Genomic DNA, 25326 nt, shown 5'->3' with positions numbered 1-25326 from the left:
GTTTGCGGTGGCGCAAGTGGGACTACCGTTCCCCCATCGACTCCGAAAACGTCTTGGTGATCGGTTTCGTCAGATAACGCAGCACCGTCTTGCGGCCGGTGTTGATCTCCACCGTGGCCGTCATGCCGGGCTGGATCAGGATCGGCTCTCCGTTCTTGCCCAGCAGATTGCGCCCGCTGGTCTTGATCTGCACGCGATAGTAGGGTTGTTCGTTGCCCTTGTTGTCTTCGCTCAGGGTATCGGCGCTGATATAGCTGACGGTGCCGCGCAGGCGGCCGTAGATGGCGTAGTCGTAGGCGTCCAGTTTCACGGCGGTGGGCAGGCCCGGCTTGATAAAGGCGATATCGGCCGGTTTCACCTTCGCTTCGATGATCAGGTCGTCGTCGGTGGGCACGATCTGCAGGATCTCTTCGCCGGGCTTGGCCACGCCGCCCAGGGTGGTGAGCCTGACGTTGCGCACGATGCCGTCGGTGGGCGCGTAGATATCGGTCGAACCGAGCTGCTCCTTGCGCTGGGTCACCGTTTGCAGCACGCCGGCCAGGTCTTCCTGCGCTTTCACCAGGTCGGTCTGCGATTCTTGCAGATATTTGTTGCGGCGATTCGTGATCTGCGCCTGGATGTCGACCACCTGGCGCTTGAGTTTCAATATCTCGGCACGGCTGACGTCGCCCGTTTCCAGCAGCGGCAAGTTCATTTCCAGCTCTTCCTTGATCAGCTGCATGCTGCTGCTTAAAGCGCTCACTTCGGCCTGCACCGCGCCCTGCCGCTTGCCGAAAAAGGCCAGCTGGTTGGCGCGGAACTCGGGGAAATCCTGCAGTTCGGCCGGGAACTTCGGCGTGCCGCCGAACACCTCGGCCTGCAGGCGCGCCACGGCCGCCTTCAGGCCGGCCGCCTTGGCCGTGCTTTCCAGGTAGCTCGATTCGGCCCGCGTGCGGTCGAAACGCGCCAGCAGGGCGCCGCGCTTGACGATGCTGCCCTCGTGCACGCGCAGCTCGGCCAGCACGCCGCCGTCGGCCACCTGGATGATCTGGTTGCGCGAGCTGGCGATCACCTGGCCGTTGGCGCGCGTCACCTGGTCCAGTTCCGCCCACGAGGCCCAGCCGATCACGCCCAGCAGGGCGATGCTGCAGGTCCAGATCAGCATGCGGCCCCGTTTGGCTTCCTTCCTGACCTCGATTTTCGTCACTCGGCTGGTGTTGTTCATGCCACGGCTCCTTGTACAACGACGGGGGCGGGCGCCGGAGAGGCCGGTACCGCCTGCATGGTGGGTGGCTTGCCCGACAGTTTGGCCAGTACGGCGTCGCGCGGGCCGTCCAGCAGCACGCGGCCGGCCTGCAGCACCACCAGCCGGTCCAGCAAGGGCAGCAGGGCGTTCTTGTGGGTGGTGGCGACCATCGTCACGCCTTCGGCCGACAATTCACCGAGCAGGGCCACGATGCGCGCCTCGGTCTTGGCGTCCATCGCGCCGGTCGGCTCGTCCAGCAGCCAGATCTTCGGTTTCGCCAGCAGCATGCGCGTGACCGCGATCAGCTGGCGCTGGCCGCCCGACACGCCGCGCCCGCCTTCGGTAATCGCCAGCGCCAGGCCGCGGGGCTGGCCGGTGATCAGGTCGATCAGGCCCGTGCGCCGGGCGGCCGCCAGAATCGCTTCCTCGCCCGGATCGGCCAGGCCCAGCAGCAGATTGTCGCGCAGGGTGCCGCTGAACAGCCGCGTATCCTGCGGCAGGTAGCCGATCATTTCACGTACCACCGGCGGCGCCAGCAGGGCCATGTCGACATCGCCCAGGTACACTTTGCCTTCGGACGGCTGGAACAGGCCCGAAGCGAGTTTGAGCAGGGTGCTCTTGCCGGAACCGATGGCGCCCACCAGGCCGACTTTTTCGCCAGGGCGGATCGCCAGCGCATCGACCTCCAGCGCCACCTTCTGCGCGCCGCCGTAGCTGAAACGGATGCGTTCGAAGCGCAGGCCCTTGTCCAGGCCGCGCGGCGTCAGCGCATGGGCCGCGTTGTCCGCTTCATTGGGCAGGCTGATCACCTGTTCCAGGCCGTCGATGGCGGCGCGCGCATGTGCCCATTGCACCATCACGGCGGGCAGCTGCACGATCGGCATCAGGGCGCGGTTGCTGATGATGGTGCAGGCCATCAGCGCGCCCATGGTCATCTGGTTTTCGGCCACGAACCAGGCGCCCATCGAGATCAGTGCCACGTTCGTCAGTTGCTGGAAGCCGGCCGTGATGTTTTGCGACAGGGCCGCATAGTCGCGGATATTCTGTTCCGCGTGGCTGGTCTCGGCCACCAGTTCGCCCCAGCGCGCCTGCATCATCCATTCGGCGCTGCTGCCCTTGAGGGTTTCGACGCCATCGACCGCTTCAACCAGCAGCCCGGCCTTGCGGTTGCTGGCATTGAGGTTGTTGCGCGTATGCGCCTGGATCGCGCGCTGGAACATCAGTCCGCACACCAGGGCCAGCGGCAGCGCCACCAGCGGCACCACCACCAGCCAGCCGCCGATGATGGTGATCATGATCAGGAACAGCAGCGCGAACGGCACGTCGGTCAGCACGAACAGCGAGGTGGAGGTCAGCACGCCGCGCACCATTTCAAAGCCTTTCACCTGCGCCGCCAGGGTGCCCACCGAGGCCGGACGCGCTTCCATGCGGATGCCCAGCATGCGCTGGAAAAACCACTCCGACAGTTCATGATCGACTTCTTTGCACGAGTGGTCGACGATGCGGCTGCGTACCTGCTTGAGAATGAATTCCAGGCCGATCGACAGCGCCACGCCCACCACCAGCACCCACAAGGTGGAAAAGCTCTGGTTCGGAATCACGCGGTCGTAGACCTGCATCGAAAACAATGACGTGGCCATGGTCAGCAGGGTGACGATGGCGGTGGCCAGCACGGCGTCGACAAACACGCTTTTTTTCAGCCACAGCGCGCGCCGCACCAGGTCCAGGGCGCCGAGCTTGCCGGCACCCTGGGCGTTGCGCCTTGGCAGGCCCACGCAGGCCAGGCCGGCCAGCGACGCCAGCAGCAAAGGGCGGCCATCCATGCCTTCGCCGCGCCAGGCGCCGTCGCCGGCGCGCGCCTGCAGCAGGCCCCAGCCGGTACTGTCGCTATGGATGGCGAAGGGCAGCTCGCCCGGCGTCGGATCGTGCAGCAGGCGCGCCGCGCCTTCCAGGCCGGCCGCCTGCCAGACCTGGCTCAGTACTGCCGCGGCGCCGCCGTCTTCGTCCAGGTGGTCCAGCTGGCGCTGCAGGTCGGCCAGGCGGGCGGCGGCCAGGTGCTGGCCGGTGAGCCGTGCCGCCTGGTCGACCAGTGGCAGCAGGCCGTGTTTGATGGAAGTGTCCATGCTGTCTCCTTGATGCATGTGTTCAGTTGGATGGCGCGGTACGGCCGGCCAGGGTGCCGGTTTGCGCCGCCAGGCGCAGGCTGGCGGCGATCGCCTGGGCGCGCGTGTCTTCCAGCACGAACTGCGCCTGCGTGGCTTCGCGCACGGCGTTGAGCACGTCGTTCCAGCTCTTGCGGCCGATCACGTACTGGCGCGCATACGATTCGAACACCTGGGTCGAGGTGGTGCTCGATTCGCCCGCATTGCCCAGGCGCTCGCGGCTGGATTCGGCCTCGTTCCAGTCGATGGTGAAGCGTTCGCGCACGTCGCGTTCGGCCGCGTCGTGGGCCGAGCGGGCGCCTTCGCGCCGCGCCACGGCGGCGTCGACGCCGGCCTTGGCCGACAGGCCCGCGCCCGGCTGCGCCTGCAGCACCAGCATGGCGCGCGTGCGGTTGTCGGCGTTGATGCCGCCGGTGGGTTTTTCCACGCGCAGCAGCACCTTCGGCATGTAGGCCGAACGCTGCAGGGCGATCTCGGAGTCGGCCGCCTGCGCCTCGAAGTCGAGCCGGCGCAGGGTCGGCGAATAGGCCACGGCCTGGCGCATCACGCGTTCCAGGTTGGCGTCCGGCAGCAGCTCGCCCACGCCGATGCCGGCCGGGGTGACGATGCGCACCGGTTTGCCGGCCAGCTGCGACAGCTGCGCCAGCGCATTGGCCAGCGCCTGGCGCGCGTTCGACACGTCATTGGCGGCCTGGTAGGCGCGCGATTCGGCCAGGCGCTGGTCGGTTTGCGAGCTGACCGACTGCTCCACGCGGCGCCGTATCATGTCGAGCAGGCGGTCGTGTTCGGCCATGCCGGTCTGGGCCACCTGCACGCGCGCCGTCTGGCGCAGCGCTTCGGTGTAGGCTGCGATCACGCGCAGCGACAAGGTCAGGCGTTCTTCCTCGATGCCGGCGCCGGCCGCGTCGACCCGGCTGCCCGCCGCATCGATGCCGGCGTCGATCCGTCCGCCGCTCCACAGCGGCTGGTCGATGCGCACCACGCCGCCGGTTTCCTGCGAGCCGGTCGGCACTTCGGCCGACAGGCTGGGAAAGCGCTGCCACTGCGCGCCATCGAGGTCGGCCCGCGCGGCGGCCTGCACGGAGCGTTTGCCCTGGATCGCGGGGTGGCTTTGCAGCGCTTGCCGCAGCACCTGGTCGAAGCTCCAGGCGGTGGCGCTTTGCGCCTGCGCGCAAGGGGAGGTGAAGGCCAGGCTCGCGGCGGCCAGCACGGCCACGAGACAGGTCGGGAAGCCGCGCGGGGAGGCGCGGCCTGTGGTCGAAACTGGTAAAACAGGTAATCTCATTGCGTCTTTCTGGCCCTTGGGTGCCTGCGGATTCAAGAGATGGCGGGGGCTGCCGGCGCCCCCGCCTGCGACTGCCGATCGCCGCGATCAGACGATGAAGTTGGCCGCCGTCAGTTGCGTGATATTGACGTTGCTGAGCAATACCAGCGCCGTGTCGAGCGACTGCGCCGAACTCAGGTCGCTCGAGTGGTAGACCGTCACCGCGCCGCCATTGTCGATATCGCGGATCACGATATAACCCTGGCCCGACAGCACGCTGTTGTCGGCCGCAATCGCGCTGGCCGCCGCACCGATCGACACCGCCGTCTCATTGAAAATGAAGATGTTGTCGTTGCCGAAGTCGGTGCCCAGCGACACGCCGACCGCCACCGACGCCGTCAGGTCGGCAATCGGCGACATGTCGATCACGTCGCCGCCGGCGGCCGGCAGGCCGCCCTGGAAGTCGGACAGGATCTGCGGGCTGTGCTGTGCCAGCTGGCTCAAGGTGAATAGCTGCGCCGCGTCGGTCAGGTCGGCCTGGGCTTGCGCCGCGGCCGCCGTCGCCGCACTGGCATTGGCGGCCACTGTCAGCGATGCGGCGTCCGTCAGGTCGGCTTGTGCCTGCACTTGCAGTGCGCTGGCGATGGCCGCATCGGCCGCCACGCTCAGGGCTTGCGCGTCGGTCGCTTGCGCCGCGTTGGCGGCGGCGGTGGCCGCTGCCGCGTCAGCCTGCGCTTGCAGGGTCAGGGCGCTGGCGTCGGTCTGGTCGGCGATCGATTGCAGGCCGGCCGCCGTTTGCGCATCGCTGGCGGCGATGGCGCCCAGCGCGCCGGCGTCGGTTTGCGCCGCCACGGTGATCGCCTGCAGCATCGCCGCTTGCGCCGCGTCGTAAGCCGCCAGCGCCTGCACGGCGGCGGCATCATCGGCTTGGGCCGCGTTATACGCCGCCAGGGCGGCGGCGGCATTCTGGCTGGCGACGGCGGCTGCCGCATCGTCGGCCAGCGCGGCCTGCAGCGCCGCCTGCGAGTTGGCGGCCTGGATCGCGGCCGCCGCTGCGGCGGCATCGGCCGCCTGTGCGGCGCTGGCAGCGGCCAGCGCGGCGCTGGCGGCATTGGCGGTGGCTGCCGCATTGGCGTCATCGGCCAGGGCGGCGTCGCGCGCGGCCACGGCGGCGGCGGCGATGACGGCCGCCGCTGCTGCGGCTGCGTCATCGTTTTGCGCCGCGGTGGCGGCGGCCTGCGCAATGACGGCCTGTGCGGCCGCTTGCGCGGCGGCGTCATCGTCCGCTTGCGCGGCTTGGGCGCTGGCCTGGGCCTGTGCGGCGAATTGCACGGCGGCGGCGGCGCTGGCGTCGTCGGCCAAGGCCGCATTGTAGGCGGCCAGGGCGGCGGCGGCATTGGCGGCGGCCGCTTGCGCTGCGGCGTCGTCGTTTTGCGCGGCGTTGGCGGCGGCCAGTGCGGCCGAAGCTTGGGCGGCGGCGGCCAGGGCGGCCGTATCGTCGCTTTGCGCGGCCTGGGCCGCTGCCAGGGCGGTGGCGGCGTTTTGCGTGGCGGCCGCAGCGGCTGCGTCGTCAGCCAGTGCGGCGTTCAGCGCGGCGAGGGCGGCGGCGGCATTGGCGGCGGCTGTCGCGGCGGCCGCGTCGTCGTTTTGCGCGGCGGCGAGCGTGGCGGCGGCCTGCGCCGCTTGGGCGGCAGCGGCCAGGGCGGCCGTATCGGCGGCTTGCGCCGCCTGTGCCGCGCTGGCTGCCACCAGCGCTGCCTGGGCCGCATTGGCGGCGGCCGTATCGGCGGCCAGCGCCGCGTTCAGGGCGGCCAGGGCGGCGGCGGCGTTGGCGGCGGCCTGGGCGGCGGCGGCATCGTCGTTTTGCGCAGCCGTGGCGGCAGCGACGGCATTGGCCGCTGCTGCGGCGGCGGCCAGGGCGGCCGCATCGTCGTTTTGCGCCGCTTGTGCGGCGGCGGCGGCCACGGCGGCGACAGCGGTTGCCTGCGCGGCGGTGGCGTCGTCGGCCAGCGCCGCATTCAGGGCGGCCAGGGCGGCGGCGGCGTTGGCGGCGGCCGCTTGCGCGGCAGCGTCGTCGTTTTGCGCGGCGGTGGCGGCGGCGACTGCCGCAGCGGCGTTGGCGGCAGCGGCCAGGGCGGCCGTGTCGTCGGCTTGCGCCGCCTGGGCGGCGGCGGCGGCCAGCGCCGCATTGGTGGCGGCGGTGGCGTCGTCGGCCAGGGCGGCATTGAGCGCGGCCAGCGCGGCGGCGGCGGCCAGTGCAGCCTGGGCGGCGGCGGCGTCATCGTTTTGCGCGCCGGTGGCGGCGGCCAGCGCATTGGCTGCCACCGTGGCGGCTGCGAGTGCGGCGGCATCGTCATTCAAGGCCGCTTGCGCGGCGGCGGCGGCGGCCACGGCGGCAGTGGCCGTGGTGACGGCGGCCGCGTCCGCCGCCAGGGCGGCGTTGAGCGCGGCGAGCGCGGCGGCGGCGTCCGCCGCAGCCTGGGCGGCGGCGGCGTCGTCGTTTTGCGCGGCGGTGGCGGCGGCCAGCGCCACTGCGGCAGCGGCAGCGGCGGCAGCGGCAGCCGCGTCGTCGGCGGTGGCAGCGGCTGCGGCGGTGGCAGCCGTGGCGGCAATCGCCGCGGCGTTGGCGGCGGCCGCGTCATCGGCCAGCGCGGCGTTCAGCGCGACCAGGGCGGCGCCTGCGCTGGCGGCAGCGGCGGCGGCGGCCGCATCGTCGTTTTGCGCCGCCGTTGCCGCGGCCTGCGCGATGGCGGCGGCGGCTTGCGCAGCACTTGCCGCTGCGTCGTCGGCCAGCGCATTGTTGTAGGCGGTGAGGGCGGCGGCGGCGTTGGTGGCGGCCGTGGCGGCCGAGGTGTCGTCCGCCTGGGCGGCGGTGGTGGCGGCCAGCGCCAGTGCGGCGGCGGCAGCGGCGGCCAGCGCCGCCGCGTCGTCGTTCTGTGCGTTGGTCGCAGCCGCTTGCGCGGCAATGGCGGCCGCCTGCGCGGTGACGGCGGCGGCGTCGTCGGCCAGGGCCGTGTTCAGCGCGGCCAGCGCGGCGGCGGCGGCCGTGGCGGCGGTGGCGGCGGCCGCATCGTCGCTTTGCGCGGCGGCGGTGGCGGCGGCTGAAATGGCGGCCTGGGCGGCGGCGGCTGCCGCTGCCAGGTCGTCCGCTTGCGCCGCATTGGCGGCCACCAGCGCTGCTGCGGCGGCGGTGGCGGCAGCAGCGGCGGCGGCATCGTCGGCCTGCGCGGCGTTCAAGGCCGCCAGCGCGGCGGCGGCATCGGCATTGGCCTGGTTGGCGGCGTCGACGGCGGAGCGCGAATTGATCACCACCAGCGCGTCGGCGTCGGCCACGCTTTGCAGGCTGAGGGCATTGGCGTCGGCGGCGACGGCAATGTTCAGGTCGCCGATCGCCGCATTCAGCGCCGTGTTGGCGACGACGGCGGCGGCGTCGTCGTTCAGCGCCGCCAGCGTGGCGGCCAGCGAGATGCCGGCGACGTGCGCGGCATTGGCGGCGGCATTGTCGTCATTAAGCGCTGCATTGGCTTGCGCCAGCGCCGTGGCGGCGGCGGCGGCGATAAAGGCGGCGCCTGCATCAAGCAGCAGTGCGGCGTCGGCGGCGTTTTGCGCAAGCACGGCGGCTGTCGCCGCGGCGGCAGCTGCGGCGTCGTCCGCCTGGGCATTGGTGGTGGCCAGCAGCGAGGCCGCCGCCGTGGCGGCGGTGGTGGCGACGGCGGCATCGGCGGCGAGGGCCGCGTTCAGGGCCGCCAGCGCATTGGCGGCGGCGACGACGGCGGTGGCGGCGGTGGCGTCGTCCGCCAGCGCGCTGTTCAGGACCGCCAGCGCGTTGTTGGCGGTGACCACGGCGGCGGCGGCGGTGGCGTCCAGCGCCTGCGCCGCCTGCGTGACGGCCAGCGACAGGCCGGCCACCGTGGCGGCGGTGGCGGCGGCCAGGTCGTCGGCCTGGGCCGCTGCGGTGGCGGCGGCCGACAGCGCGGCGACATTCGCGGCGACGGCGGCGGCCGTATCGGCGGCGATGGCGGCATTGGTGGCGGCCAGCGTATTGGTCGCGTTCAGTGCCGCGTTGACGGCGGCGGCATCGTCGGCCAGCGCGCTGTTCAGTGCGGCGATGGCATTGTTGGCGATGGTGACGGCGCTGGCGGCCGCTTGCGAGGCGGCTGCCGTGGTGGCGGCCAGTGCGGCGGCGGCGTCATCGGCCACGGCTGCGGCGGTGGCGGCATTGGCCAGCACGGCGTTGGCGGCGGTCGACGCGGCGGCGGCGTCGGCTGCCAGGGCGGCGTTCAGCGCGTTCAGCGCATTGGCGGCGGTGGCCGCCGTCGATGCGGCCGCCGCGTCGGCAGCCTGCGCGGCCTGGGTGGCGGCCAGCGAAGTGGCCGCGACGGTGGCGGCGGCGGCGGCGGCGGCATCGTCAGCCAGGGCGGTTTGCGCGGCTGCTTGCGACAGTGCTGCCTGGGCGGCGGCGGCGGTGGCCGCGTTATCGGCCGCAATGGCTTGGTTGAGCAGGGCCAGCGAGGCGGCCGACCTGGCGACCGCGGTCGCGGCATTGGCGTCGTCGGCAATGGCGCCATCGGCGGCGGCGCGCGACAGGGTGGCGGTGGTGGCGGCCACCGTGGCGGCCAGGGCGGCGACCAAGTCGAGCGGCCGCGAGGCCGAGTAGGCGGCAGCGGCGGCAGCGGCGGCGGCGTCATTGTTGGCGGTCACGGTCAACGCGGCGGCGTCGGTCAGGGCGGCAACCGTGGTCGCCAGCAGTGCCGCGGTGGCATCCAGCGTATGCGCGGTGCCCAGCACCACGGCGTCGAGCACCGAGGCCAGCACATTGGTGGTGGTGACGGCGGCCGCGTCGGCGGTCGCAATCAGTTGCAGCGCGGCGGCATCGGTCAGGTTGGCGGTGTTCTGCAGGGTGGCCGCAGTGGCCGCGTTGACCGTCGACACCAGGCCCAACGCGACGGCGTCGGTCAGGTTGGCGGTGGCGGCGGCCGCATTGGCCGCCTGCGTGGCGGCGGTCGAGATCGTGCCCAGTGCGACGGCATCGGTCAGGTTGGCCGTCGCCAGGGCGGCGGCGGCGGCCGTATTGGCGGCTGTCGAGACCAGGTTCAGGGCGACGGCGTCGGTCAGGTTGGCGGTGGCCTGGGCCGTGGCGGCCAGCGCCGCATCGGCGGTGGCGATCAGGCCCAGCGCGGCGGCGTCGGTCAGGTTGGCGGTCGCTTGCGCGGCATTGGCGGCGGCCGTGGCGGCGGTCGAGACCGTGCCCAGCGCAACAGCGTCGGTCAGGTTGCCAGGTTGGTGGCGGCGGTGGACGCGGTGGCGGCGGCTGTCGAGATCAGGCCCAGCGCGACGGCGTCGGTCAGGCTGGCGGTGGCCTGGGCCGTGGCGGCCAGCGCGGCGTCGGCCGTCGAAGTCACGCCCAGCGCGGTGGCGTCGGTCAGGTTGGCGATGGTCGCCAGCGCATTGGCGGTGGCGGCATCGGCGGTCGAGACGAGTCCCAGCGCGACGGCGTCGCTGGCGTCGGCGGCAGCCTGCGCGGCCGTGGCGGCGGCCGCTGCGGCGGTCGATGCCGCGCCCAGTGTCACGGCGTCGGTCAGGTCGGCGGTGGCTTGCGCGGCGGTGGCGGCGGCGGCCGCTGCGGTGGACGCCAGACCCAGTGCGCTGGCGTCGCTTTGCGACGCCAGCAGTGAGGCGGCGGCAGCCGCAACGGCGTCGGCGGTGGAAATCACGCCCAGCGCATCGGCGTCGGTCGCGTCGGCGATTGCCTGCAGGTTTTGCGCGGTGATGGCGTCGGCGGCCGAGACCAGGCCCAGCACATTGGCGTCGGTGGCGTCAGCCAGGGCGTCGGCCGCATCGGCCAGCACCTGCAGATTGTTGACGATGACGGTCAGGTCGACGACATTGGCCTGGCTGGCCGTCAGTTGGGCGGCAATCGCGGCCAGGGAGCTGGCGTTGGCGGCGCTGATGTCCGCATTCAGGTTGATGCCGGCGGCATTCGCATTGGCGGTGGCGGCATTGGCGGCGGCCGCATCATAGGCAGCCTGCAACGTGGGGACATCGGTCATGTCGGCCACCGTCTGCGCGTTGGCCGCGACGGAAGCGGCCGTGTTCGAGGCGGCTTGCAGCGCGTTGGCGTCGGTGGCGTCGGCCAGCGTCTGCGCGGCCAGCGCGGCGGCGGCGTCGTTGCCCGAGACGATGGCCAGCGCGGCGGCGTCGGTCAGGCCGGCCTGGGTGGCGGCGCCTTGCGCCACGGCGGCGGCCGCATCGGAGGTGATTTGCAGGGCGGCCGCATTGGTGGCGTCGGCCAGCGTTTGCGCGGTGGCGGCCGCATTGGCGGCGGTGGCGGCGGCCGTGGCCAGCACGGCGGCGTCGGTGGCGTCGGCCAGTGTCTGTGCGTTGGCGGCGGTGACGGCCGCCGCGCCGGACGCCAGCGCCAGGGCGGCGGCGTCGGTGGCGTCGGCCAGCGTCTGTGCGTTGGCGGCAGTGGCGGCGGCCGCATCGGACACCAGGCCCAGCGCGGTGGCGTCGGTGGCGCCGGCCAGGGTGGCGGCGTTGCTGGCCGTTTGCGCGGTGGTGGCGGCGGCAGCGGCCAGCAGGCCTGCATCGGTGGCGTTGGCCAGGGTGACGGCGTTGGCGGACAGCGCATTGGCGGCGTTGGCGGCCGGGTTGAGGGCGTCGGTGTCGGTGGCGGCGGCCACCGTCGCGGCGTTGGTCGCTGCGAGCTGGGCGGCGTCGTAGGCAAGCTGCAAGGCGGCCGCATCGGTGGCGTTGGCCAGCGCCAGGGCGGCGGCGGCCAGCTGGTCGTCGGCGGTCGAGATGCCGGTCAGCACGGCGGCGTCGGTGGCATTGGCCAGGGTGGCGGCGGCCAGCGCGGCGGCGGCGGCAACATTCGATGCCTGGCCCAGCACGGTGGCGTCGGTGGCGGCCGCCTGCGTGGCGGCCGCTGCGGCAGCGGCCTGGGCGGCGTCGGAGGCGGCTTGCAGTGCGGCCGCATCGGTCTGATTGGCCAGGGTGGCCGCGTTGTTGGCCGCTTGCGTGGCGGCGTTTGACGCGGCGCCCAGTGCGGCGGCGTCGGTCTGGTTGGCCAGCGTGGCGGCGGCCTGGGCGGCCGCATTGGCGGCAGTGGCGGCCTGGCCCAGCACGGTGGCATCGGTGGCGGCCGCTTGCGCTGCGGCCGCTGCGGCAGCGGCCTGGGCGGCGTCGGAAGCGATTTGCAGCGCGGCGGCGTCGGTCTGGTTGGCAATGGTGGCGGCATTGTTGGCCGCTTGCGTGGCGGCGGTCGAGGCGGCGCCCAGCGCGGCGGCATCGGTCTGGTTGGCCAGGGTGGCGGCGGCCTGGGCGGCCGCATTGGCGGCGGTGGCGGCCTGGCCCAGTACGGTGGCGTCATTGGCGGCCGCCTGCGCGGCGGCGGCATCGGATGCTGCCTGGGCGTTGTTGTACGCCGTTTGCAGGGCGGCCGCGTCGGTCTGGTTGGCAATCGAGGTGGCGTTGTTGGCCGTTTGCGTGGCGGCGGTCGAGGCGGCGCCCAGCGCGGCGGCGTCGGTCTGGTTGGCCAGGGTGGCGGCGGCCTGGGCTGTGGCATTGGCGGCGTTGGCGGCCTGGCCCAGTACGGTGGCGTCATTGGCGGCCGCCTGCGCGGCGGCGGCGTCGGATGCCGCCTGGGCGTTGTTGTACACCGTTTGCAGGGCGGCGGCATCGGTCTGGTTGGCGATGGCGGCAGCGTCGCTGGCGGCCTGGTTGGCGCTGGCGGACGCGGCGCCCAGCGCGGCGGCGTCGGTCTGGTTGGCCAGGTTGGCGGCGGCCTGGGCTGCGGCATTGGCGGCTGCGGCGGCTTGCGCCAGCGCGGTGGCGTCGCTGGCGGCCGCTTGCGCGGCGGCAGCATCGGATGCCGCCTGGGCGTTGTTGGACGCCGTTTGCAGCGCGGCGGCGTCGGTCTGGTTGGCAATGGCATTGGCGCTGGCCGCTTGCGCGGCGGCGGCCGCGGCAGCGGCGCCGAGGGCGTCGGCATCCGTCTGTGCCGCAACATTGGCGGCGATGGCGGCATTGGCGGCGGCGTTGGCCGCCACGGCCAGTGCCGGCGCATCGGTGGCATCGGCTTGCGCCTGGGCGGCGGCCGCTTGCGCGGCGGCGTTGTTCGAGGCTTGCCCCAGCGCGGCGGCATCGGTCTGGTTGGCCACAGCGGTGGCGCTGGCGGCGTTTTGTGCGGCGGCGGCCGCCGCTGCGTTCAGGGCGGCGGCATCGGTGGCGGCCGCTTGCGTGGCTGCCGCTTGGGCGTTGGCTTGCGCGGCGTTGGCCGCTTGCTGCAGCGCGCCGGCATCGGTGGCGTTGGCTTGCGCCTGGGCCGCGCCCGCTTGCGCGGTGGCCGTGTCGGCGTTTGCACTCAGGGCGGCGGCATCGGTCTGGCCGGCAATGGCGGCGGCGTTGTCGGCTTGTGCGGCGGCAGCGGCGGCCGCCGTGGCCAGCGCATTGGCGTCGGAGGCATTGGCCAGCGCGGCCGTGTTGGCGGCGTTGGCGGCGTCATCGTTGGCATTCACGGCCAGCGCCTGTGCATCGCTGAGGCTGGCTTGCTGGTTGGCGGCGGCGGCCGCCGCGGCGGCGCTGTTGGACGCTGCCTGCAGCGCTTGCGCATCGCTGAGGTTGGCTTGCGCGGCGGCGGCCGCCTGTGCGGCTGCTGCGGCGTTCGCCGCCTGGGTGGTGGTGCCGACCGCCGCATCGGCATTTTGTGCGGCATTGGCGGCTGCTTGGGATGCGGCGGCAGTATTGTTGGCGGCAGCTGCCGCATTGTCGGCGGCGACCGCGTTTTGTGCGGCCGCTGCCGCCGTGGCGGCCGCTTGCGCCTGCGTTGCCGCAGCTTGTGCTTGTGCAGCTTGCTGGTCGGCCAGCACGGCCGCATTGGCCGCGGCCTGTGTTGCCGCCGCATTGCTGGCGGCGGTTGCCGCAGCGGCGTCCGCGGCTTGCGCGGTGTTGGCGGCGGCCAGTGCCGCCGTGGCGGCGGCGATGGCGGCGCCGGTGACGATAAAAGTGGAACTACCGTCGCCCTGGCCGCCGACACCGCCGCCGGTGTTGCCACCGGTGCCACCCGTGCCGCCGGTACCTCCAGTGCCACCGCCGGTACCTCCGGTGCCGCCGCCAATGCCGGCTGCCGCGGCGCTGCTGCCACCGGTTGCCGCGGCGGCGATCAAGCCGATGCCGCCCAGCGCACCCAAGGCGCCCAGGCCGCTGATGGAGCCAAAACCGCCTGTGCCGGCGCCGGTCAGGGTGCTGCTGCCGGCGACGTCGACCACGTTGCCGCTGGGGATGGCTGCCGCGCCACCGCTATTGCCCGTGCCATCGCCACCTGCCTGGCCAGCCGCTTCGCCGGCGCCGCTGCCACCGGCGGCCGCTGCGGCCGCGATGGCGGCAGCCGTGCCTGCCAGCGCGGCACCGGAGATGCCCATGCCCGCTTCGCCGATCACTTCGACCACGTTTTCCGGTGGCATCGATTGGCCCGCATCCGCACCTTGCTCCAGCTCGTCTTCGTCGAGCAGCTTGCGCTGATTGCTTTGCGCTTTGGCGGCGGCTTGGGCAGGCGGCACCGCAGCTGGATTGCCTGCTTGCGCGGCGATTATGCTTGCTGCACCACTGGTGCTGGCAGGAACTTGGGCTGGGGTTGGGGTGGTGGCCATTTGAAGATCTCCGAATAGGTTGTGAGTGCCGCTTGTTTCTCAGAATTCATTGAAGGATGAGTAAGTCGTCATCCCTGGTTTCTCCGGCGTGGCTTGGGCCGTGTTGTTGTGTTGATGCATCCCTGCTGTGGATAGTGCAAGTAAAGCATATTTATTTAAGCGTTGCTGATTGAAAAGAATCAGGCGTGCATTCAATAAGGTCGCTGCCCTTCCTTGTTTATTCTTGTGCCGGTTTTTTTCGGCAGGCATGGGCGTTGTTTGGGCCGCATGCGGGGGGAGCCGCTGTTTTGCACGCTTGAACTCGCTGTCTTCCCTATGATGGTAGTTTCAATTTCGAAACTTTCAATTTCATTTTAATCACAGTCGATAACTATATTCTGACAAAGTTTTTTCACGGAAATAATCACCAATACTCACCAAATGGATAAGCTGGCACGGGTTTTTCTCTGAATCGCGCTATTTCCGTGTATTTTCGTGAGAAATTATTCGACTATCGAAAATGTAGTTGTGGCTTTTCAGTCTTGTTATTGATTAATTTAATTGCAGTGGCTGTGCGATAGAAATAATTATTTATTATTTTGATATGCAATTCAGGGTATTGATTTAATAGCCTGATCGAAGGAATGGTCTGGGATGAATAACTATCAAGAAAATAGTTATTATCTGGGAGTGAAAATAAAAACATCGTTCCATGAAAAACGCCCCGGCTGGCGGGGCGTTGGGTAATGCAAAAATGGACAGGCTTGGCGCTCTGTCGGCCCTCGGTCAGCCTTCCTCGCGCCAGCGGCGCAAACGGACTGCGGCCCAGATCATGGCCGCGCCCGCCGCCGCGCCCAGCCAGGCGGCCGGCAGGCCCAGGCTGGACCAGGAATTGCCGAATACGTCGATCTGCGCCATGCGCGGGCCACTGGCGTGCAACTGCGGCAGCAGTCCAGGTTCGAACAGATACCAGTTGCCCGGCAAGGTGCCGAGCAGGGTGCGCGCGATCACCTTCGACTGTATCCAGTTGGCCTGCGCTTGCAGCTGCGCCAGTTCGCCGCCCCATACCAGCAGCACGGCCAGCAGCAGCGGCACGCCGACGGCCCAGAGGAAGACCTTGCTGCGTGCCCAGCTCGACACCATCAGCAGCCAGCCGACGGTTGGCAAGGCCCACAGGCAATATACGGGCAGCAGCCCGAACAGGCGCAGCGGACCCAGGTACAGGCCAGGCCTGGTGGCCAGTTCGCCGAACACGTGAATGCCGTTCATTTCCATCACGGTCGCCAGGCCCAGCAACAATGCCAGCGAACTCAGGCAGGCGGCGGCCAGCACGATGACGGGCGCTACCAGCAGCGCGATGGCGGCCTTCGACAGCACCGTCTGCAGGTCCGACACGGGCAGCGACTTCCAGAACAGGATGCTGCGGTCGCGGCGGTCATCGTGCAGGGCGCTCAGGCAATAGAAAAACACCAGGAAGCCCAGCGCCAGGAACAGCGGCGCGGCCAGGTAGGCGTAATTGTTGGCGACGGCATCGATGAATTCGTTCTTTTGCCGCGCGAAGGACGGCGCATTGAAGATGGCGCTCCAGGATACATCCTCGCCATTGACCGTCAGCGCGGTGCGCGTTTTGGTCCTGGCGATGGTGGTCATGGTCAGCAGGGTACCGAGCACCGTCAGCACGATGCCGATCACGGCAGGCGTCCACAGCAGCATGCCCTTGTGCTCCCACAGCTCGCGCCGGACCAGCCATTTCATCTTGTCGACAGGGGAAATGCTCATTGCTGCGCTCCTTTCATGGTGGCGACAAACAGGTCGGCCAGGCTGGGCGTATGCAGTTCTCCCAGCAGCGCCAGTTGCTCGCGGGCGACGCCATCGAACAGCATCACCGACTTGCCGAACACGCTGCGTTCGCTGATCGGCTGCAAGGCGCGCGCCGCATTGACCTGCTGCGGCCCCACCATCACCTCGATATAGCGTTCGCCCACTTCCTCCATCGTGGCGGCCAGCACGATCCTGCCGTCGCGGATGAACATCAGGTCGCTGAGGATGTGCTCGACTTCCTCGATCTGGTGGGTGGTGATGACGATGGTCTTGTTTTCGTCAAAATAGTCTTCCAGCAGATTCTGGTAGAACTGCTTGCGGTAAAGGATGTCCAGGCCCAGGGTCGGCTCGTCGAGCACCAGCAGTTTCGCGTCGATCGCCATCACCAGCGCCAGGTGCAGCTGCACCACCATGCCCTTGGACATGGCTTTCACCTTCATCTTCGGCGACAGCTTGGTCAGCGCCAGATAGCGCTCGGCTTTGGCGCGGTCAAAGCGCGGATGCACGCCCGCCACGAAGTCGACCGCATCGGCCACGCGCAGCCAGCCCGGCAGGATCGCCACGTCGGCAATAAAGCATACGTCGTCCATCAGCGCATCGCGCGCAAGGCGTGGGTCGCGCCCCAGCACCGACAGTTCGCCCTCGAAACCCGTCAAACCGAGGATGGCTTTCAGGGTGGTGGTCTTGCCCGAGCCATTCGGCCCGATCAGGCCGACGATGCGCCCGGGAGCGATATCGAAGCTGAGGTTGTCGAGCGCCGCCTGCTTGCCGTATTGCTTGCGCAAGCCGCGCGCGCTGATCACGCTGCCCGTATTGAGTTGCGCGCTCATGGGGTCGCTCCTTTATGGGCCAGCAGCAGTTGTTCCACGTCGAGGCCCAGGCGTGTGATGCGTTCCAGCATGGCCGGCCATTCTTCGCGCATGAAGCGTTCGCGTTCGCTTGCCAGCAGTTTGTCGCGGGCGCCATCGAGTACATACATGCCAAGTCCTCTGCGTTTTTCCACCAGCGCCTCGTCCACCAGTTCCTGGTAGGCGCGCGAGACGGTAATGGGATTGAGTTGATAATCGGCCGCCACCTGGCGCACCGAAGGCAGGACGTCGCCGGACTGCAGCGCGCCATCGAGCATCATGCCGACCACTTTCGCCTTGAGCTGGCGATAGATCGGACTATTGTCATTCCAGTCGGCGCTCATGGGATGCGCTCCGGCAAGGGTGACAGGGAGGGGCGTGTGGACCATGCGGCAGGCATCGAAGCTCCTTGGGTGATTTGATGAATTGGTGTTGTAGTTAACTATAACACTAAAGTTTAAAAAATCAACAACCTTATGCGTGCAGGCGCTGTTGCAAGTCCAGCGCATTGAGCAAGGCCGCACCGGACGCCGTATTGTCGAAGATGCACCAGCTGCCGTTTGCCGTCTGCGTGCGCAGCTCGGTGGCCAGCGCGGCGAGAAATTCGGCGGAGTAGTCCGAATAATAGATCTTCGGGCTGCCGTGCAGGCGGAGATAGGCGACCTCGGTGGTCGGTACATGCGGGCCCGGCTGGCCGGCGGGCGGGTCGGCGCGCACGCGCGTGATGTGGCGTGCGCGCAGCAGGGCGGTGGCGGCCTCGCCGAACCAGCTGGCGTGGCGCGCTTCGAACGCCAGCATGCCCTGGAAATGCGTGCGCAAGTGATCGAAAAAGCTGGCGGCCACGGCGGCGTCGAAACGCAGGCTGGGCGGCAGTTGCACCAGCACGCAGCCCAGCTTGTCTTCCAGGTGCGCGACTTCGCCGGCAAACCGCTCCAGCTCCGCCGTGTAATGTTTCAGGCGTAGTTCGTGCGTGATGGTGCGCGGCAGCTTGACGCTGAAGCGAAAGTGTTCGGGCACGCTGTCGGCCCAGCGCGCATAGGTCGTCGGCTGGTGCGGGCGGTAGAACGAGGTATTGATTTCGGCGCAGTCGAGCACCCGGCCATAGCGTTGCAGATGGCTGCCTTCGCCGGGAAAGTGAGTGGAGGCCGCGCTGGAAATACCCCAGCCGGCGGTGCCGATATACAAGGGATTCATGCCCTTATTACAGCAGAGGCAGGTGCGAGCGCCTGTCGGACGCCGCCTTGTGGCGGCGTCGGTAAAAGGCTAGTCGATCATGGCGCCGTCCAGCGCGTGGCGCGTGATGGCGCCGTGGCCATCGACGGCGATCCAGCCACCGCGCTCGGGTTCGCCGGGGCCCAGATCGCATTCCCAGTCCGGCAGCACATAGCGCAAGGTGCCGTCGATTTCATGCAGTGCAGGGCGGTGCGTGTGGCCGTGGATCATGATGGTGCTGGCCTGTTCGGCAAATACCTGCGCCACCGCATCGGGGCTGACGTCCATGATGTCCATCGCCTTTTCGCCGTTCTGCTCGCGGCTGTTCTTGCGCAAGCCGTCGATGATGGCCTTGCGCTGTGCCAAAGGCATGGCCAGGAACTGCTGTTGCCAGGCCGGCTGGCGCACCATGGCGCGAAATTCCATATACGCCGCATCCTTGGTGCATTCGGCGTCGCCATGCAGCAGCACGATGCGCTGGCCGGCAATCGTGGTGACGTGCGGTTCGCTCAGCAGGGTGGCACCGGCGGCGGCGGCAAAGCCGGAGCCGACCAGGAAATCGCGGTTGCCGGCGATCCAGTAGACGTGCACGCCCGCATCGCTGACGGCGCGTATCGCCGCTGTCATGCGCGCATTGAACGGGTCTTCCAGGTCGTCGTCGCCGGCCCAGTATTCGAACAGGTCGCCCAATAAATACAGGGCGTGCGCGTGTTGCGCATGGTGTTCAAGAAAGGAAAGAAAAGCGGCGCTGGTGCGCGGGTGCGAGCGCTGCAGGTGCAGGTCGGAAATGAAGAGTGCGGCAGGCATTGTCATCGTTCAACGCTCCCCTGATCAAGATGGTTCATGGAAACAAGAAGAACGTGGCAATGCCTGTGATTCATGTTGCGTGCGCCGAAATTACGCGGCTTCGACTTTTTCGATGATGACATCGGTGGTCGGCACATCGGCAAACATGCCGGCGCGCGTGGTTTTCACGGCGCGGATGGCGTCGACCACTTCCTTGCCTTCGGTAACTTTACCGAACACGGCGTAGCCCCAGCCGTCCTGGCCTGGATAGTCGAGGAAGCTGTTGTTCTTGATATTGATGAAGAACTGGGCCGATGCCGAGTGCGGGTCCGAGGTGCGGGCCATGGCCAGGGTGTAGGTATCGTTTTTCAGGCCGTTCTTGGCTTCGTTTTCGACGGTGGTGTCGGCTGGCTTTTGTTTCATGCCTGGCTCGAAGCCGCCGCCCTGGATCATGAAACCGTCGATCACGCGGTGGAAAATCGTGTTGTTGTAGTGGCCGGCTTCCATATAGGCCAGGAAGTTGGCAACCGTTTTCGGCGCTTTTTCAGCGTCCAGCTCAGCGGTGATCTTGCCCAGGTTGGTGGTGATGATTACGGAAGTCATGATAGTCCTTTTGTTTGGGTGAAATATTTCGTGCCCTGGCAGGCTGTGTCGGCAAGCCGGGGCGGCAAAAACGCTATTTTACAGTTTTGCGGGCGCTTGTTTGAGCAAGGTGGCCGATTCGATCACCACCGGCGTGACGGGCACGTTCTGGTGCGGGCCCTTGTCGGCCACCGGCACGGCCTTGATCTTGTCGACCACGTCCATGCCGCTGACGACTTTGCCGAACACGGTGTAGCCGTAACCATCGCGTCCCGGGTAGTCGAGTGCGCCGTTATTGCCGACATTGATGAAGAATTGCGAGGTGGCCGAATGCGGGTCGCCGGTGCGCGCCATGGCGATGCTGTAGGTGACGTTCTGCAAGCCGTTCTGCGCTTCGTTCTGGATCGCCGGCTTGGTGGCTTTCTGCTTCATGTTCTTGTCGAAGCCGCCGCCCTGTATCATGAAGCCGTCGATAACGCGGTGAAACACGGTGCCCTTGTAGTAGCCGCTTTTGACATACTGCAGAAAGTTCGCCACGCTTTTCGGCGCTTTTTGCTGATCCAGTTCCAGCACGATTTCGCCCATGCTGGTTTTCAGGGCCACGTGCGGGGTCGGGTCCAGCGTAGCAGGGTTGGCCGCCACCACCGCGCCACCCAGGGCCAGGCCGGCGAACAGCGTGAAAAAGCGCGCCAGAAAGGGCAGGCGCGGGGATTTTGTCTCTTGCATAAGAATGTCCTTGAGCGTTATTTTTCTTTAAGCTTGTTCAAAATGTAAAGAAGTGAAAGAAGTGTTGAACTTCGGTTGAACTTCGTAAAAACCTGATTCATATCGGGCCAGTATGGTTTTTATCAATGTTATACTTGCCCGCTAACGCCTAATTCTAACAAACAAGAACAACAATACAGCGGGTAGCTCAGTCTCGGCGCACACGGCGGTTCAGTGGCGCGGCACCAACGGTGTCCGCGCCTGTCTGTCGTTTTCCCCGGGCTGGCTGCCGCTCCACCAGTAAAGTACGATGAGCAATCTAAAGATTTACAACACCCTGGCACGCGAAAAGCAGGTCTTTGTCCCGATGGAAGCGGGCAAGGTCCGCATGTATGTGTGCGGCATGACCATCTACGATTACTGCCATATCGGCCATGCGCGCATGATGATGGCGTTCGACGTGATCTACCGCTGGCTGAAAGCCTCCGGCCTGGACGTGACCTATGTGCGCAATATTACGGACATCGACGACAAGATCATCCGCCGCGCGGTGGAAAACAGCGAAACCATCTCGCAGCTGACCACCCGTTTCACGCAGTACATGGACGAGGACACGGCGGCGCTGGGCATCTTGACGCCCGACCACGTGCCGCGCGCCACCGAGTACGTGCCACAGATGCTGAGCCTGATCGAGCGCCTGGAAAGCAATCACCTGGCCTACCAGGGCGAGGATGGCGACGTCAATTACGCGGTGCGCAATTTCCCCGGCTACGGCAAACTGTCGGGCAAGTCGCTCGACGACCTGCGCGCCGGCGAGCGCGTCGATGTGAATACGGGCAAGCGCGATCCGCTCGACTTCGTGCTGTGGAAGTCATCAAAAGAATCGGAACCCGAGGAAGTCAAATGGGATTCGAAATGGGGCAAGGGCCGTCCGGGCTGGCATATCGAGTGCTCGGCCATGGCCTGCGCCTTGCTGGGGGAACAGTTCGACATCCATGGCGGCGGCGCCGACCTGCAGTTTCCGCACCATGAAAACGAGATCGCCCAGTCCGAAGGCGCGTTTGGCCACACCAGCGTCAATTACTGGATCCATAACGGCTTCGTGCGCCTGGACAATGAAAAAATGTCCAAATCCCTGGGCAACTTCTTTACCATCCGCGAAGTGCTGCAAAAGTTCGATGCCGAAGTGATCCGCTTCTTCATCCTGCGCGCGCACTACCGCAGCCCCCTGAATTATTCCGACGTGCACCTGGACGACGCGCGCCTGGCGCTGACGCGCCTGTACACGGCGCTGGCCGAGGTGACGGTGGAAGCAGGCGCGATCGACTGGAGCGAAGCCCATGCCGTGCGTTTTGCCGAGGCGATGGACGACGACTTCAATACGCCGCTGGCGGTGGCCGCCCTGTTCGACCTGGCCACGGAAGTGAACAAGAGCAAGTCGCCCGCGCTGGCGCGTCAATTGAAGGGCCTGGCAGGCGTATTGGGCTTGCTGGAGCGCACGCCGCAGCAATTCCTGCAAGCGACCGTGGGCAGCGCCGCCGGCGGCAATGACGAGGCGGCAACCATCGAGCACGCGATTGCCGCCCGCAGCGCCGCCAAGAAAGCGCGCGACTTTGCCGAGTCCGACAAGATCCGCGCCGAGCTGTTGCAGGCCGGCATTATCCTGGAAGACAAGCCTGACGGCTCGACCAACTGGCGCCGCGCATGATGTCCAACACCAGGGAAAACGGGGAAACCCCCAGCGCGGCGGCGTCGGCGACTGTGATCCAGGTGCCGTCCTACTGGGAAGAGGCGAAGATCGAGCTGATGAAGCGCGACCGCATCATGAAAAAGCTGATCCCGCAATTTGGCGACCTGCACCTGGTCGGCCATAGCGACCCGTTTACCACCCTGGCCCGCTCGCTGGTGGGCCAGCAGATCACGCCCAAGGCCGCCGACCTGGCCTGGAAAAAGCTGCTGCTGGCTTGCCCGAAATGCACGCCCTCGCAAGTGCTGAAGGCGGGCGCCGAGCAATTGTCGGCCTGTGGCTTGTCCAAGCGCAAGACCGAATACCTGTTGGACCTGGCCGACCACTTCAAGGCCAAGCGCGTGCACGCCAGCCAGTGGGGCGAAATGGATGACGAAGCCGTCATCGCCGAACTGGTGCAAATCCGCGGCATCGGCCGCTGGACCGCCGAGATGTTCCTGATTTTTAATTTGTTGCGCCCGAATGTGCTGCCGCTCGATGACCCTGGCTTGATCCAGGGCATCAGCGTCAATTATTTTTCCGGCGAACCTGTTTCACGCAGCGATGCGCGCGAGGTGTCCGCCAATTGGGAACCGTGGCGCACCGTGGCAACCTGGTATTTATGGCGCAGTCTCGACCCTGCTGCGGCTGCTTCTGCCAGCGATACAGGCCCCCGCGCCTGAGCCGGTACGGTAAAATAACCATCAATAACGCCGCGCGCCCTGGCGACGCGGCTGGTAAAACCCTGGAGGTACAATGACTAAAACGACTTTCCTCAATTTTGAACAGCCGATCGCGGAACTCGATTCCAAGATCGAAGAGTTGCGCTTCGTGCAAGACGATTCGGCCGTCGACATCTCGGAAGAGATCGACCGCCTGGCCAAGAAGAGCCAGCAGCTGACCAAGGATATCTACGCCAAGCTGACACCCTGGCAAGTGGCGCAGATCGCGCGCCACCCGCAGCGCCCCTACACCATGGATTATGTGAACGAAATCTTTACCGATTTCCACGAACTGCATGGCGACCGCAGCTATGCCGACGACCTGTCCGTCGTCGGCGGCCTGGCCCGCTTCAACGGCCAGCCCTGCATGGTCATCGGCCACCAGAAGGGCCGCGACACGAAAGAGCGCGCCATGCGCAACTTCGGCATGCCGAAACCGGAAGGCTACCGCAAGGCCATGCGCCTGATGAAGGTCGCCGAAAAATTCAACCTGCCGATCTTCACCTTTGTCGACACCCCGGGCGCATTCCCCGGCATCGACGCCGAAGAGCGCGGCCAGTCCGAAGCCATCGGCCACAATCTGTACGTGATGGCCGAATTGAAAGTGCCGCTGATCGCCACCATTATCGGTGAAGGCGGTTCCGGCGGCGCGCTGGCGATCGCCGTCGGCGACGCCGTGCTGATGCTGCAATACTCGACCTACGCCGTGATCTCGCCGGAAGGCTGCGCCTCCATCCTGTGGAAGAGCGCAGAGCGCGCCGCCGACGCGGCCGAAGCGCTGGGCCTGACCGCGCACCGCCTGAAAGCCATGGGCCTGATCGACAAGATCATCAACGAACCGCTGGGCGGCGCCCACCGCGATCCGAAACAGATGGCGACCCTGCTGAAACGCGCGCTGGCCGACACCCTGCGCCAGTTCCACGGCATGAAAACCAAGGACCTGCTGCAAGCGCGCCATGAAAAGCTGCTGAGCTATGGCAAGTTCAAGGAAACTACGCCGAGCGAGTAATCCAACCCGCGCAGGTCGGGTAGGTCGGAGCAGGTCGGGTAGGTCGGATTAGCGCAGCGTAATCCGACATGACGCAACCTGACATGACAGTAAAAAAAACACCAGGGACAGGCAGGTAGCCGAACATCTTCGACTACCTGCCTGTCCCTCTTTGCATTCCCGGAACCCATATGAAAAAGCAACAAACCGCCAGCGTCGCCGATATCTTCGCCCGCGCACTCGACGTCTGTGCGCCCAGGAACGGTGAAACGATCGCCATTGCCTTGAGCGGTGGCCTCGATTCCTCGGCCCTGCTGCACCTGGCCCATGCCTGGGCACAAGAGCAGGGCGTGGCGCTGCGTGCCTTCCACGTGCATCACGGCCTGAGTCCGAACGCCGAAGCCTGGCTGGCCCATTGCGAGCAACTGTGCGCCAGCATGAACGTGCCGTTCGAGGCCACCCGCGTCACGATCGAGATCAATCCGAAGACCGGCACCGAAGAAGCGGCCCGCAAGCGCCGCTACGCCGCCTTGGGCGCCTTGTGCGCGCAATACGGCGTGCGCCTGCTGCTGACGGCCCACCACCAGGACGACCAGGCCGAAACCGTGCTGTTGCAGCTGCTGCGCGGTTCGGGTACGGCCGGTCTGTCGGGCATGGATGGCGCCAACAGCGCACCGGAATTGCTGGCCAATCCGGATCTGGTGATGGCGCGCCCGCTGCTGCCGGTATCGCGCAAGCAGCTGGAAGCGTATGTGGAGAAACATGCGATTGCACATATCCACGACGAATCGAACGACGATGCGCGCTTTGCCAGGAATGCCTTGCGGCACCAGGTGATGCCGGTGCTGGCGCAGGCCTTTCCCGGCTTCCAGGAACGTTTTGCGCGCAGCGCCCAGCATGCGCAGTCGGCGCAGCGGCTGCTGACGGAACTGGCCACGCAGGACTTGGCCAACTGCCTCGATGGCGATTGCATCGAGCTGGGCAAATTGCGCGAACTGAGCCAGGACCGCTGCTACAACCTGCTGCGCCACTGGTTCGGCACGCGCAACTTGCGCATGCCGTCGACGGCATGGCTGGCGGAAATGCTGGCGCAGCTGCTCGAAGCGCGGCCCGACGCGCAGTTGCTGGTGACGCATCCGGAATGCCATGTGCGGCGCCACCGCGACCGCCTCTACCTGACGCCCAAACTGGGTGACCTGGCCGGCATGCGCGAGCGTGATGACGCGAATATCCCGGGCCTGGAAAAAGCCGGCCAGGATTTTCATTGGCAGGGCGAAGCCAGCCTGGCGTTTCCCGCGTATGGCGGCGTGCTGCATTTCGACCCGGTAGAGGAAGACGGGCAGGGCATCGATATCGCCTGGCTCAAGTCGCAGCTGTTGACCATCGATTTCCGCCAGGGTGGCGAGCGCCTGAAGCTGGCGCACAACCGCCCGACCAAGAGCCTGAAATACCACTACCAGGCATTTGACGTGCCGGCCTGGGAGCGCGAGCGCCTGCCGCTTGTCTGTGCGGCGCAACAATTGTTGTTTGCGGCCGGCATCGGCCTCGATTGCCATTGCCTCGGTTTGCCGGACGCCTCACGCGTGAGCTTGCGCTGGGCCGCCGTCTGAGCGGCCTGCCATGCGGTGTGGGCTGGCGCGCACACTGCATGGATCG

The 25326-nt window shown here is 67.6% G+C and carries 17 protein-coding genes; 4 read left to right on the top strand and 13 right to left on the bottom strand.

Going from position 1 to position 25326, the window contains the following annotated elements; translation table 11 throughout:
* Positions 1 to 22: 22 nt before the first annotated feature.
* The 13 genes from Q8L25_RS25460 to Q8L25_RS25400 form a co-directional block, all read right to left on the bottom strand.
* Positions 23 to 1204 (bottom strand): HlyD family type I secretion periplasmic adaptor subunit, encoded by a 1182-nt coding sequence (locus Q8L25_RS25460; RefSeq protein ID WP_308922056.1) that lies wholly within the window; start codon positions 1202 to 1204, stop codon positions 23 to 25.
* Complete coding sequence (locus Q8L25_RS25455; protein WP_308922055.1) at positions 1201 to 3348, bottom strand: ATP-binding cassette domain-containing protein; 2148 nt, start codon at positions 3346 to 3348, stop codon at positions 1201 to 1203. Before Q8L25_RS25455 ends, Q8L25_RS25460 begins: the two co-directional genes overlap by 4 nt.
* Positions 3349 to 3370: 22 nt before the next feature.
* Positions 3371 to 4672: a TolC family protein gene (locus Q8L25_RS25450; protein ID WP_308922054.1), complete on the bottom strand. Its 1302-nt coding sequence runs from the start codon at positions 4670 to 4672 to the stop codon at positions 3371 to 3373.
* 87 nt (positions 4673 to 4759) lie between these two features.
* A complete protein-coding gene (locus Q8L25_RS25445) occupies positions 4760 to 9583 on the bottom strand; it encodes a hypothetical protein (RefSeq protein ID WP_308922053.1) in 4824 nt (1607 codons plus the stop codon).
* Positions 9584 to 9918: 335 nt separating this feature from the next.
* The gene (locus tag Q8L25_RS25440; RefSeq protein ID WP_308922052.1) at positions 9919 to 14301 is read right to left on the bottom strand and encodes a hypothetical protein; all 4383 of its coding nucleotides are present in this window, start codon (positions 14299 to 14301) and stop codon (positions 9919 to 9921) included.
* 39 nt (positions 14302 to 14340) lie between these two features.
* On the bottom strand, positions 14341 to 14550 hold the full coding sequence (locus Q8L25_RS25435; protein WP_308922051.1) for a hypothetical protein: 210 nt from the start codon (positions 14548 to 14550) through the stop codon (positions 14341 to 14343).
* Between the two features lie 516 nt (positions 14551 to 15066).
* The gene (locus Q8L25_RS25430) at positions 15067 to 16059 is read right to left on the bottom strand and encodes a hypothetical protein (RefSeq protein WP_308922050.1); all 993 of its coding nucleotides are present in this window, start codon (positions 16057 to 16059) and stop codon (positions 15067 to 15069) included.
* Entirely contained in the window at positions 16056 to 16931 is an 876-nt protein-coding gene (locus Q8L25_RS25425) for an ABC transporter ATP-binding protein (protein ID WP_308922049.1), read from the bottom strand. The genes Q8L25_RS25430 and Q8L25_RS25425 overlap by 4 nt, the downstream gene beginning before the upstream one ends.
* Positions 16928 to 17293, bottom strand: a complete 366-nt coding sequence (locus Q8L25_RS25420; RefSeq protein WP_308922048.1) for a GntR family transcriptional regulator — start codon at positions 17291 to 17293, stop codon at positions 16928 to 16930. The genes Q8L25_RS25425 and Q8L25_RS25420 overlap by 4 nt, the downstream gene beginning before the upstream one ends.
* A gap of 130 nt (positions 17294 to 17423) precedes the next feature.
* Positions 17424 to 18143 (bottom strand): DUF72 domain-containing protein, encoded by a 720-nt coding sequence (locus tag Q8L25_RS25415; protein WP_308922047.1) that lies wholly within the window; start codon positions 18141 to 18143, stop codon positions 17424 to 17426.
* Positions 18144 to 18212: 69 nt separating this feature from the next.
* Positions 18213 to 18968, bottom strand: a complete 756-nt coding sequence (locus Q8L25_RS25410; protein ID WP_308922046.1) for a UDP-2,3-diacylglucosamine diphosphatase — start codon at positions 18966 to 18968, stop codon at positions 18213 to 18215.
* A gap of 90 nt (positions 18969 to 19058) precedes the next feature.
* Positions 19059 to 19550 (bottom strand): peptidylprolyl isomerase, encoded by a 492-nt coding sequence (locus tag Q8L25_RS25405; RefSeq protein WP_308922045.1) that lies wholly within the window; start codon positions 19548 to 19550, stop codon positions 19059 to 19061.
* Positions 19551 to 19628: 78 nt separating this feature from the next.
* A complete protein-coding gene (locus Q8L25_RS25400) occupies positions 19629 to 20255 on the bottom strand; it encodes a peptidylprolyl isomerase (RefSeq protein WP_308922044.1) in 627 nt (208 codons plus the stop codon).
* Positions 20256 to 20544: 289 nt separating this feature from the next.
* On the opposite strand from Q8L25_RS25400, the gene cysS reads away from it, so the two are divergent.
* The 4 genes from cysS (at position 20545) to tilS (ending at position 25280) form a co-directional block, all read left to right on the top strand.
* Positions 20545 to 21942: a cysteine--tRNA ligase gene (gene cysS, locus Q8L25_RS25395; protein WP_308922043.1), complete on the top strand. Its 1398-nt coding sequence runs from the start codon at positions 20545 to 20547 to the stop codon at positions 21940 to 21942.
* A complete protein-coding gene (locus Q8L25_RS25390) occupies positions 21939 to 22643 on the top strand; it encodes a DNA-3-methyladenine glycosylase 2 family protein (protein WP_308922042.1) in 705 nt (234 codons plus the stop codon). The genes cysS and Q8L25_RS25390 overlap by 4 nt, the downstream gene beginning before the upstream one ends.
* A gap of 73 nt (positions 22644 to 22716) precedes the next feature.
* The gene (locus Q8L25_RS25385; protein WP_308922041.1) at positions 22717 to 23691 is read left to right on the top strand and encodes an acetyl-CoA carboxylase carboxyltransferase subunit alpha; all 975 of its coding nucleotides are present in this window, start codon (positions 22717 to 22719) and stop codon (positions 23689 to 23691) included.
* A 170-nt stretch (positions 23692 to 23861) separates the two neighbouring features.
* A complete protein-coding gene (gene tilS / locus Q8L25_RS25380) occupies positions 23862 to 25280 on the top strand; it encodes a tRNA lysidine(34) synthetase TilS (RefSeq protein WP_308922040.1) in 1419 nt (472 codons plus the stop codon).
* The last annotated feature ends 46 nt before the right edge of the window (positions 25281 to 25326 follow it).

The organism is Janthinobacterium sp. J1-1 (assembly GCF_030944405.1).
In the GTDB taxonomy this organism is placed as follows: domain Bacteria; phylum Pseudomonadota; class Gammaproteobacteria; order Burkholderiales; family Burkholderiaceae_D; genus Janthinobacterium.
The sequence above is the reverse complement of the archived record's forward strand: the minus strand, read 5'-3'. Positions and strand labels throughout refer to the sequence as shown.